This window comes from Mesorhizobium sp. M7A.F.Ca.CA.004.04.2.1 (genome assembly GCF_004022825.1).
GTDB lineage: Bacteria > Pseudomonadota > Alphaproteobacteria > Rhizobiales > Rhizobiaceae > Mesorhizobium.
Genome location: NZ_RZPH01000073.1, coordinates 1 through 11,329, shown reverse-complemented (window position 1 = coordinate 11,329; position 11,329 = coordinate 1). Strand labels below are relative to the sequence as shown.

General features: G+C 63.5%; 10 protein-coding genes. 2 read left to right on the top strand and 8 right to left on the bottom strand.

The features are described 5' to 3' along the window. The 7 genes from EN893_RS05615 to EN893_RS05585 all read right to left on the bottom strand — a co-directional run. A partial coding sequence (locus EN893_RS05615) for a CocE/NonD family hydrolase (RefSeq protein WP_128361442.1) occupies positions 1-1,107 on the bottom strand: 1,107 nt, incomplete at its 3' end. A 47-nt stretch (positions 1,108-1,154) separates the two neighbouring features. Beyond that, positions 1,155-2,132: an ABC transporter ATP-binding protein gene (locus tag EN893_RS05610; protein WP_127268561.1), complete on the bottom strand. Its 978-nt coding sequence runs from the start codon at positions 2,130-2,132 to the stop codon at positions 1,155-1,157. Continuing rightward, positions 2,129-3,112 carry an ABC transporter ATP-binding protein gene (locus EN893_RS05605; RefSeq protein WP_127268562.1) on the bottom strand — a complete coding sequence of 328 codons (984 nt, stop codon included), beginning with the start codon at positions 3,110-3,112 and terminating at the stop codon, positions 2,129-2,131. Before EN893_RS05605 ends, EN893_RS05610 begins: the two co-directional genes overlap by 4 nt. Then, the gene (locus EN893_RS05600; RefSeq protein WP_127268563.1) at positions 3,109-3,948 is read right to left on the bottom strand and encodes an ABC transporter permease; all 840 of its coding nucleotides are present in this window, start codon (positions 3,946-3,948) and stop codon (positions 3,109-3,111) included. The genes EN893_RS05605 and EN893_RS05600 overlap by 4 nt, the downstream gene beginning before the upstream one ends. A 28-nt stretch (positions 3,949-3,976) precedes the next feature. After that, on the bottom strand, positions 3,977-4,924 hold the full coding sequence (locus tag EN893_RS05595; RefSeq protein WP_127268564.1) for an ABC transporter permease: 948 nt from the start codon (positions 4,922-4,924) through the stop codon (positions 3,977-3,979). A 52-nt stretch (positions 4,925-4,976) separates the two neighbouring features. Next, positions 4,977-6,536 carry an ABC transporter substrate-binding protein gene (locus EN893_RS05590; protein ID WP_127270115.1) on the bottom strand — a complete coding sequence of 520 codons (1,560 nt, stop codon included), beginning with the start codon at positions 6,534-6,536 and terminating at the stop codon, positions 4,977-4,979. 312 nt (positions 6,537-6,848) lie between these two features. Beyond that, complete coding sequence (locus tag EN893_RS05585) at positions 6,849-7,841, bottom strand: membrane dipeptidase (RefSeq protein WP_127269817.1); 993 nt, start codon at positions 7,839-7,841, stop codon at positions 6,849-6,851. A 195-nt stretch (positions 7,842-8,036) separates the two neighbouring features. Here EN893_RS05585 and EN893_RS05580 point away from each other — a divergent pair, with 195 nt between their 5' ends. Then, the gene (locus tag EN893_RS05580; protein ID WP_128361441.1) at positions 8,037-9,308 is read left to right on the top strand and encodes an FAD-binding oxidoreductase; all 1,272 of its coding nucleotides are present in this window, start codon (positions 8,037-8,039) and stop codon (positions 9,306-9,308) included. Between the two features lie 4 nt (positions 9,309-9,312). On the opposite strand, the gene EN893_RS05575 is transcribed toward EN893_RS05580, so the two are convergent. Continuing rightward, on the bottom strand, positions 9,313-10,206 hold the full coding sequence (locus EN893_RS05575) for a LysR family transcriptional regulator (protein ID WP_127270114.1): 894 nt from the start codon (positions 10,204-10,206) through the stop codon (positions 9,313-9,315). A 128-nt stretch (positions 10,207-10,334) separates the two neighbouring features. Between EN893_RS05575 and EN893_RS05570 the strand changes: the two genes are divergently transcribed. Continuing rightward, on the top strand, positions 10,335-11,329 hold a 995-nt coding region (locus EN893_RS05570; RefSeq protein WP_164900726.1), incomplete at its 3' end, for an aromatic ring-hydroxylating dioxygenase subunit alpha.

The following is an 11,329-nucleotide window of genomic DNA, read 5'->3' as shown; positions in this document are numbered from 1 at the left end:
CTCCAGGATCGCGTTTGCGCCCTTGGCTTCGCTCAGCACATGCGGCGCAAGGTTCAGCACCTTTTCGCCGACGCCGGGTCCCGGCCACGCCGGTTCCGCCACCCAGCGGCCGGGCCGCTCGTCATAGATCGCCGCCGGCCGTGCGGGATCCTGAATCCAGGCGCGCAGCATCGGCTCGTCGGCAATGCCGGTGTCGATGCCCTTGAGATATTGATCCCACCAGCGCAGGCACTCCTGCAGGAAGCCGATACGCGGTCCGGGCATGGCGAAGTGCGGATATTTGTGGCCCCAGGGTCCGATCAGGCCCTTGCGAGGACCGCTCAGTTTTTCCAGCATCCGGAAGATCGGATTGGGATAGCCGTCGGCCCAGCCGCCGACGGCATAGACCGGGATCTCGACATCGGAATAATCCTCGCAGATCGAACCGTGCTTGTAGAAATCGTCGCGGCGCTGGTGTTCGAACCAGTCCTGCATCCAGATGCCGTTGCCGTTCAGCCGTTGCTCCCAAAGCTCGCGCCAGCGGTCGCCGACAACAAGCGGATCCGGTGGCGTCATGGCGATGGCCCAAGCGGTGGTTCCCCACATCAGATTGTCGCACATCATCGCGCCGCCGAGATAATGCACGTCATCATTATAGCGGTCGTCGGTCGAGCACAGCGAGACGACGGCTTTCAGCGCCGGCGGGCGGCGGGCGGCGACCTGCAGCCCGTTGAAGCCGCCCCAGCTGATGCCGATCATGCCGACACTACCCGAGCACCAAGATTGCCGGGCCAGCCATTCGATGACCGCCAGGCAGTCATCCTGCTCCTGCTTCAGATACTCACCCTTGCACAGCCCCTCGCTGTCGCCCGAGCCGCGCATATCGACCCGCACGCCGGCATAGCCGTGACCGGCGAAATAGGGATGCGTCAGCGCATCGCGCTCCACCGTTCCGTCACGCTTGCGATATGGCAGATATTCCAGGATCGCCGGCACCGGATCGGCCTCCGCGTCTTCCGGCAACCAGATGCGTGCGGCCAGCTTGACGCCGTCCGGCATCGGAATCCACAAATTCTCGATCTCGCGGACTTTGCGCGGGAAATCGGTGACGACGCGGATATCTTGCATGGCGGCTCCTCTCAACGCCCGGCCGACACTTGCGCCGGTGGCGATCCTTATGTGTTCAGCGGGAAATGGCAGGTCAGACGGCTGTCGCCAACTGCGACCGGGACGGGGACATCCACCGTGCAGCGGCCCTGGGCCTGCGGACAGCGTGTGTGAAATTCGCAGCCTGAAGGGCGCGCCAACAAGGACGGAACGTCAGCCGGCAGCGTGATACGCTGATGCACCCTGTCGGGATCGGGCTCTGGATTGGCCGAGAGAAGGGCCGCCGTATAGGGATGATGCGGCGCGCGGAAGATCGCTTCGGTTTCGCCCTGTTCGATGAAGCGTCCGAGATACATCACCGCCATGCGGTCGGCGATCTGGCGCACGACATGCAGATTGTGGGTGATGATCAGCATCGACAGGCCCATGCGGTCACGCAGGTCGTTGAGCAGGTTCAGCACCTCTCCCTGCACCGAGACGTCGAGGCCGGCTGTCGGCTCGTCGGCGACGACCAGCACCGGGTCCAGCGCGATCGCCCGCGCCACACCGACGCGGCGCGCCTGGCCGCCGGAAAGCTGGTGCGGGTAGCGGTCGGCGAAATCGCGCGGCAGCCCGACCAGTGCAAGAAGTCGTGTGACTTCGGCGTTGAGATCGCGATCCGACAGTCCGTGGATGACGAAAGGCTCCGACAGCAGCGACCGCACGCTGAGCCGCGGCGACAACGATCCGACCGGATCCTGGAACATCATCGGCATGCGCCGCCGCACCGGTTTCATGGCGGCGTTGGACAGGCCTTGCAGTTCCTGCCCTTCAAACAGGATCGTGCCCGCTTTCACCGGCTGAAGACCGTTGAGCGTGCGCGCCAGCGTCGTCTTGCCCGAGCCGGATTCGCCGACCAATGCGAAGGTGCTGCCTCGTTGAAGCGTGAAGCTGACACCGGACACCGCTTCGATCTCGGTGGCTCGCCCGGCAAGTCTGGCGGACAGGCCGCCAACCCGGAACGAGACACGCAGATCGCTGACACGGAGCAGGTCGTCGGAACTCATGCGTTCATCGCTCCCAAGGGAATGTCCGCATGCCAGCAGCGGGCGATGTGAGACCCACCGAGGATTGCGCTGGGAGGCGTCGTCAGGCATTGGGCGTCGGCGCGATCGCAGCGCGGCTGGAAGACGCAGCCGCTTGGTCGGCGGCGCAGATCCGGCAAGGTCCCGGCGATGGTCGGCAGGCGGGCAACCCGCTGCGACAGCCGCGCGGGATCACAGGCCAAAAGCTTCTGCGTGTAGGGATGGCGCGCATCGTGGAAGATCTCGCGAGTCGTGCCGCTCTCCACCACCTCACCGGCATACATCACGATCATCTCGTCGCAGAGTTCGGCAATCACGCCCAGATGATGCGAGATGAACAGCACCGAGCAGCCGATGTCGCGCTGCAGATCCTTGAGCAGTTCGATAGTGGCCACCTCCAGCGTCGCATCGAGCGCAGTCGTCGGCTCGTCGGCGATCAGCAGCGCCGGTTCCATCATCAGCGCCATGGCGATGGCGATGCGCTGCTTCATGCCGCCGGAGAACTCGTGCGGAAACTGCGTCAGCCGGCTTTCCGGATCGGGAATGCGAACCTTGCGCAGCATGGCGACCGAGCGCGCATCCTTGTCCCGCTTCGACAGGTTCGAGCGATACTGGATGTCGCGCATCTGGCGCCCCACCGACAGCACCGGGTTGAGCGCGCCCATCGGATCCTGGAACACGGTGGCGATCCTGAGACCGCGCAAGCCGCGCATCGCGGTGGGGTCGAGCCGGGCAAGGTCCTTGTCGCCCTCGAAGATGATCTCGCCCGATGTGATTTCACCATTGTCGGCGAGCAGGCCGAGAATGGCGTTGATGAGCGTCGATTTCCCGCAGCCGGATTCGCCGACCACGCCGACGCTGCGGTTGGCCGGCACGGAAAAGCTCACCTGCTTCAGCGCCTCCAATCGCCCACTCTCGGTGTGGAAGGCGACGCTCAGATTCTTGACCTCGAGAACCGTCATGAGCGTCCCTTCAGCCTGGGATCGAAGAGGTCGCGCAGCGTCTCGCCGAAGAAGGTGAAACCGAGTGTCGTCAGCACGATCGGCAGGCCGCCGGCAATCACGATCCAGTAGGAATCGCGAATGTTGGCGAAGCCGTCATTGAGGATCGCGCCCCAGCTCGGCGTCGGCGGCCGCACGCCGAGCCCGAGAAAGCTCATGCCGGCCTCGATCGCCACCACCACGGGAATGTCCATCGATATCAAGATCAGGATCGGGCCGATGATGTTGGGCAGGATATGGACGCGCAGGATGCGGCCCGCACTGGCGCCCATCGAGCGCGCCGCCATGACATGTTCGGCTGATTTGAGCACCAGCGTCTGGGTTCTGATGATGCGGGCATAACCCGGCACATTGACCAGCATCACCACCAGCACCACCGCGTAGAGCGAGGGGCCGAACAGGGTGACCAGCGTCAGCGCCAGCATAACGGTGGGAAAGCTCTTCACCGCGTCGAAGATCAGCAGCAGCACATTGTCGAGCCAGCGCGGCCCATAGCCTGCGATCAGCCCCAGCACGACGCCGACAACCAGCGACACCGCTGTCGCGCCCAGCGCGATCAAAAGCGCGACGCGCCCGCCATAGAGCACCCGGGTGAGAAGATCGCGGCCGAGATGGTCGGTGCCGAGCAGATGCAGCAGGCTCGGCGAAGCGAAGCGTTCGGCCGGCGATATCTTGCTCGGCGCATAGCTGGTCAGGAGGCTGGCGAAGACCGCTGACAGCACCACGACCGTCACCAGCGTCAGGCCGATGGCGCCCAGCGGCTCGCGCATGATGCGGCGCACGGTGCGCCATATCATGCCGAGACGGAAGCTGCGGGACGGCAGCTCAGTTGAAACTTGATCTGACACGGGGATCCAATAGGCCGACCAGAATGTCGGCCGCTACGTTGACGAGGACGAAGAAGACCGTGGTGACCAGCACGGCTCCGGAGACGATGGGGTAGTTGCGCACCGAGATCGCCTCATAGACCAGCTTGCCGATGCCGGGGCGGGCGAAGACGATTTCGGCGAAAACGGAAGACGACAGCATGTGGCCGATGCCGACGCCGAGCAAGGTGATCGTCGGCAGCACGGCGATACGCAGCGCGTAGGTGTAGACGATCCGGTGCTCGGTCAGGCCGAAGGCGCGCGCCGTGCGGATATGGCTGGCCTCCAGTGTCTCCAGCATCGAGGCGCGCACCATGCGCGAGATGTAGCCGATCCAGCCAAGGCCGACCGCTAGAGACGGCAGGATGAGGTGCTGAAGCCGGCTGGCGAGGTCGCCCGGTTCGCCGGCGCCGATCGCCGGCAGCCATTGCAGGGCGACCGCAAACACCAGCAGCGAATAGATGGCGACGACGAAGGATGGCACGGCGATCATCGCCACCGACAGCACCCCGATCACCTGATCGACAAAGCCGCCGCGCCGCACCGCCGCGATGCAGCCAAGCGGGATGCCCAGCGCCACCGACCACGTGATGCCGCCGACCACCAGCGCCAGCGTGAACGGAAGCTGTTCCATCACCACGTCCAGGACCGGCCGGTTCGACAGAACCTCGGTGCCGAGATCGCCATGCAAGGCAGAGCCGTAGAAGTTCACGAATTGCCGCCAGACAGGTTGATCCAAGCCCATACGCTCGCGCAGCGCCTCCTTCATCTCCGGCGTCGCGCGTGGCCCCAGCGCGACGGAGGCCGGGTCTCCGGGAATGAGGTAGACCATGGCGAACATCATCATCATGGCGACGCTGATGATGATGGCGCCAAGCCACAGACGCTTGAGGGCGTAGCGGATCATTTTCGGTACCTGTCGGATGGTCTTTGGCCGGGGCGAGCCCCGCCCGCCGATATCATGCCGGTTTGAAGTCGGTGAACACGGGTTCGCCGTTCGGCTTCAGGCCGGCCACAAGCGTGTCTCGATTCATGATGCCGGTGACCTCATGCGTCAGGAAAATGTAGTTGCCGTTCTCCTCCATCAGGTCCTGAAGCTTCTTGTAGATGACATCGCGCTTTGCCGGGTCGAGCTCGACCATGCCCTCGGCGTTGAGCTTGTCGAATTCCTCGCTGGAAAAACGCTCCCAGTTCCAGACGCCGATCTGGTCGCGGGTGAACCAGGCGGTGGCCCAGCTCGGGTCCGGCTGCATGGAGAAGCGGCTGATGATCATCTGCAGCTTCTTGTAGTAGTCGCCTTCCTTGGCGCCAAGCGTCCAGAAGGTGCCGCTGTCGTTCTGCTTGATCTCCACAGTGAGACCGACATCCTGCAGGTTCGACTGCACGACCTGCGCCGCGGTCAGCCGCTCGGTCTTGTTGAGGATGTCGAGCGTGATCGTGGTGCCGGCCAGCCCCTCCTTGGCGATCATGTCGCGGGCGCGGTCCGGATCGAAATCGAAGAGGTTCTTCTCGCGATGGCCAGGCAGACCGGGCGCGATGATGCCGGTGGCCGTGGCGGCCGCACCGAAATAGGCAGCGTCGACCACCGCCTTGCGGTCCACGGCGTACTGAACCGCGCGGCGCATGTTCGGATTGTTGAAGGGAGCGACATCCTGGTTCATGCCGAGCCAGACAAAGGCCAGCGAAGGCTTCTCGACGACGGTCGTCTTTGGCGGCGGTGTCTGCTTCAGCCGCGAGATCGAGGAGACCGCGGTCCAGGTGTAGTCGAGGTCGCCGGCCTCATAGCCAAGTTCGGCGGTCTTCTCATCCTCGATCGGATGGATGTGGATTTCCGCGAAGGCGCCCTGCTCGTACTTCCAGTCGGGATTGCGCACCAGCACCGTGCGCTGCTTGGGCAGCCATTCCTTCAGGATGTAGGGGCCCGACTGGGCCACCGGCTTGACGCCCATCTTGCCGCCGAGCTCGGTGATGGCGCGCTTCGACAGGATGGTGCCGGACGGCGTCGGCAAGGTCGACGTCCACAGCGGCGCGAAGGCCTGCTTCAGGTGGATCAGCCCCGACAGCTTGTCCTTGACCTCGACTTCCTTGAGCGTTGCCCAGTCGCCGGAATAGGGGCTTTTGTTGGCGGGGTCGGCGATGCGTTCGATCGAAAACTTGACGTCTTCCGCCGTCATCTGGCCGTAGCCGTCTGTGAAACCGATATTGTCGCGCAGCTGGAAGGCGACGGTCAGCGGGTCGAGCTGCTTGATCGTTTCCGCCGCCATCGGCCGCCAGCCCCAGCTATCGCCCGGCGTGGTGACGACGAGGCCGGCGAAGATGACGCTGGTGATGTCGCCTTCAGGCGCCGCCAGCCGGAAGCAAGGGTCGAGCGTCTGGATGTCGGCGTAGGATCGCACCTTGAGGATCGGCCCGTCGCTCGACCAGGAAACTTTTGGATTGACCATTGAGGCGAGGCCGAAAGCGCCGGCTCCGGCGAGCAGGCTGCGGCGCGAAACCCTGGTGTCGGCTAGAATGGACATGCTCTACCCCTCTGCTGTTTTCGTTGTTTTGCTTTCCAGCCGTTGGCCATTCTCCAAGCCGGGCCGAATGTGTCTGTCAGCTAAAACTGCTAATAATAGACATCTATGTCTAGCGAAAATTTTGCCGGCATGTCCGAATCTTGGAGACGGACGATCTTGCGGGAAATCTCGATATCCGATCCGACCCCGCCGCTACGTCGGCATGGGCAAGCGGCTAAGCGCGAAATGTGATCGCGCACACGGTGCGGCCTGGCCCGCTATTCGGTGGGGCCTGGATCAAGAGCTGGAGCGGAGACGCGCTCTCCGCTACCTTCACTTCCAGATTTCGGCCGCCAGGCGCACGAAATTGCCGCCCAGGACGTTGCGCACGGTCTGCTCGGACTGGCCGCGGCGCAGAAGCACATCGGTCAGTTCGCGCATCTGGCCGGGAGCCGCGTAGGTCGTCGCCCCTTCCGGATATTCGCTCTTGGGCCAGAATTGCGGATTGTCGGAAATGATGCGGTCGATGCCTTTGACATCAACCGGAAAGGCGTAGTCCAGTCCGATGCCGACATGATTTGGGCCAGCCAGGTCGACGAGATATTCGATGTGGTCAGCCAGCCTGTCCGAGTCCGTCCGCCCTTCTCCCAGGAAACGATTGAGCCCGACAATCGCGACGATGCCGCCGGTGCGCGCGCAGGCCTTTATCTGCTCGTCGGTGATGTTGCGGCCATGGCCGCACAGGGCCTTGGCGTTGGAGTGCGAGAAGATGACAGGGCGGTTCGAGTATTCCATCACCTCCATCGAGGTGCGGTAGCCGGTGTGGGTGACGTCGACGAACATGCCGAGACGGTTCATCTCGTCGATGACCTCGCGGCCGAATGCCGTCAGGCTGGTCTCGACATCGTGGCAACCGCCGCCGGCGAGGTTGTTCCTGTTGTAGGCGAACAGGATCTGGCGCACACCCAGATGGTGATAGAACTCGACCATTTCGATGCGGCCGTCGAGCGCGTTCATGCCCTCAATGTCGAAGGTGATCGCCAGTTTGCCCTCGAGCTTGGCCTTGCGGATTTCCGCGACGGAGGAGACCAGCGTGTAGTGCTCGGGATTGGCAAGGATCCAGTGACGGAAATTTGCGAGCGTCCGCACTGTCTGCTCCCAGGGCAACAGGTCGAAGCCGACATCGATTGACAGATAGTCGATGCCGGCGTCGCGCCAGATCTGCAGATTGTTCAGGTCCGCAGCCGGATCCGGCATGAAGCCGGAATGCGCGTCCCATATGATTTCACTGTCGAAAATGGCCTTGGCGGCAGTCGAAACGCTCACTTTTTTCCTCGCTCTCTCGGCAACACCAACAACGGAAGGCCAGATCAAGCGGCGTTCCGGATGTGTGATCCAGATGCAGTGCGCATCAAGTATCAGGCCACAGACACATGTGTCTAGACAGCTCCGAACGGGCCTGTATGGTCGCCGTCGCTGCATGTCGCTCCGACCGGGCCATCGGCAAAAGGGAGAACAAAGATGAGCTCAAACGGAAGCCATGGCGGGAGCGATAGCAGGCATATCGCCGTGATCGGCGGCGGTATTATCGGCTGCAGCGCGGCTTTCCATTTGCTGCGGTCCGGCGTGCGCCGGGTGACGGTCATCGATGCGGGTCAGCCGGGTGCCGCGACCACCAGCGCCGGCGCGGGCTTCGTCTCCCATTGGTCCGCCGGCATGATCCCGCTCGGTGAAGAAGGCCTTCAACTGCAGCAATATGGCCTCGATTTCTATCGCAGGCTGCACGAGGTCGGCGTCGAGATCGGTTATCGGCCAAACGGCACCTTGATCATGGCGCTGACCGAGGATGGGCGCGAGCGTTTCGTCCGACCGGTGCTGGACTCACCCTATGCCCCGCCGGAAATGCAGGATTTGAACGCCGCGCAGATCGGCCAGAAGATGCAGGGCCTCATCGATCCGGCGCGGGTCCATTCGGCCGCCTACAATCCGCATGGCATCCAGCTCGACACCAAGCTGGCGATGGGGGTACTGACCGGCCAGATCAGCGAGCTCGGCGGTGTTTTTCGCAGCGGCACACGCGTAACGGCCGTCCATGATGCCGGTGACCGGGTGACCATCGAGACCGATCAGGGCAGCCTTGAGGCTGACGGCGTGATCGTTGCCGCCGGCGCCTGGAACAACCAGGTCATATCAGGCCTCGGCTGGAAGTTGCCGCTGCTGCGCGTCGTCGCAACGCGCATCGTCACCGACGATCGTGGGCTGCCGTCGACCATTCCCACGGTCCAATGCCGCGAATTGCGGCTGTGGCTGCGCGAAACATTCGGCGCCGTCATGTGGGGAACCGGCCGGCATTACAAACCTCTCTACAAGACCGACGACAACGAGATCGAACCTGGCCAGCCGCACAATATCGAGCTGATGCGGGAGACCTCCGAGCAGGAGCTTGCCGAGTTGCAGACTGTGTTCCCGCCGCTGCGCGGTTCGACGATCGCGAGCTGGGCGCAAGGCGTGCCGTGCTACACGCCCGACAACGGCCTTGTCGTCGGCAAGGTGCCCGGCAGCGACAATGTCGTGGTCGTCGGCGGCGACAATGAGAGCGGCGTCACCCATGGACCGGGTCTTGGCCGGCTATCCTGCGAACTGGTCCTCGGGCACACCCCGGTCGTTTCCGCCGAGCGGTTCCGTGTCGATCGCTACGCCTCCGATGCCTTCAAGTCGGAGGCCGAGATCGAGGCCGCCATGCCGGCCTGGGGCGCGCGTCATGAAGCGTCGCGGTTTGGTCGCGAGGCCTGATCTGTTAGCTGTCGCCGACGCTGGCCAGCAGCGCCTGCGCCACCGCCCTGACCACCGGGCCGGCATTCTTCCTCATGACGATGTGGAAGGAGCCGGCGTGGCGACGCGAGGTTTTCGTCAGCCGGACGAGCTGGCCGCGGCGCAGATGCTCATCGGCAAATCCCGCCCAGGCGAGTGCCGCGCCGCGCCCGGCGATGGTTTCGTGGATCATCGACATGTAGCTGGTGAACCGAGGTCCGTCGAGTTTCCGGTCGGTTCCGATCCATGATTGCCAACTGTCGATCGCGCCGGGCGGCGTCACCTGATGCAGCAGCGGCACCGCCATGAAAGCCTCGGGGTCTTCCGAGGCGAGCGCCGGATAACGCGCCAGGAACGCCGGCGCGCAGACCGGGAACCATTCACCGTCGAGCAGTTTTTCGGTCACGAATTCGGGCCATTGCCCGGCTTCGCCGAAACGGATCGACAATGCCACTTCAGGCTGATCGAAATCCCTGTAATCGGTGGATGTCTGCAGCAGCACCCGGCCATCGGCAACCTGCGATGTGATGAGGCCGAAGCGCGGCATCAGCCATGCCTGCGCGAAGTCGTGGCTGCAGCCGACCATGAATGTATCGCTGTCGTGCGCGGTCAAATCCTCGACCGCTTGCCTGATGGTGCCGAGACCCTCGCGGATCGCTTCGGCCAGCGTGTTGCCGGCCCCGGTGACGGCGACGCGGTTGCCTCTGCGCGTGAACAGCTCGACCGACAGCTGGCGCTCGAGATTGGCGACATGCCTGCTGACCGCCGATTGTGCGATGTTGAGCTCCTGCGCGGCCAGTGTCAGCCCGCCATGCCTGGCGGCAGCCTCGAAGACGACCATGGCGTTCAGCAGGGGAAGCGATGTTTTGAGGGTTTTCACGGTCCGGACCTACATTCATGCCTTTTCGATATGAAGGTCTATCATATCTGTATTTGCTGCAAGCCTTTCCGCATCGCACACTCTATCGAAACATCATTCTAACGCCAGCGAGCAGAAAGGTGTTTGCCGTGCAGGCCTACACACCGAACAGCCAGCCTATCGACAGAAGCGAGACCGTCAGGCTGATCGACCGGCAACGTCCGGACTGGTCGCTGGAACAGGCCTTTTATGCCGACCCGGCGATCTTCGCGCTGGAACGGGACTTGTGGTTTCCGCGCCAATGGATGCTTGTCGCCCATGCCAGCGAGGTTCCCGAAAAGGGCCGCTACATCGTGCGCCAGCTGTTCGACGAGGAGATCATCGTCGTGCGCTTCGGCGACGCCGAGGACGACATCGCGGCCTACTACAATGTCTGCACCCATCGCGGCTCGCGGCTCTGCGCCAAGGATGGTCGCGGCAAGCTTCTGGTCTGCCCCTATCATGCCTGGTCGTTCAGGCTGACCGGCGAACTGCAGTCGCGGCAGGATCTGCCGGCAAGCGTCGATCCGGAAGCGCTGGGACTGCACCGCGTGCCCTGCAAGAGTTTCGGCGGCCTCGTCTTCTGTGGCCTCGATGCCAGTTCGCTGCCCGACATCCAGCCTGTCGCGGACGGGCTGACGGGCGGCTTGCGCGAAAACGGCCTCGACCGTGCACGCATCGTCGCCCGCAAGAATTATCTGACCAAGGCGAACTGGAAGCTGGTGCTCGAGAACTTTCTCGAATGCTATCACTGCCGGCCGGCTCATCCCGAATATTACCGCGTCAACGGCCATGTCAAAGTGACCGCGACCCGCGATGCCGACAAGGCGGTCGAGTGGCAGAACGAAATCGAGGCCTGGCACAGCGTCATCGGCGATGCCGAATTCCACAAGGGTGCGTGGCAGGCAGGCGACCTCGACACGATGCCGTTTGCCATGCACCGCAAGCCGATCGGCTCCGGCCGTAACACGCTGTCCAATACGGGCGAGGGGGTCTCGTGCCTGATGGGTGGTCGTCACGCCTATGATGGCGGCGAAAGCGGCTTTCGCCTCGGACGCCTGTCGTTTGCAAGTGCTGCCAATGATTATGTCACGCTGTTCCAGAT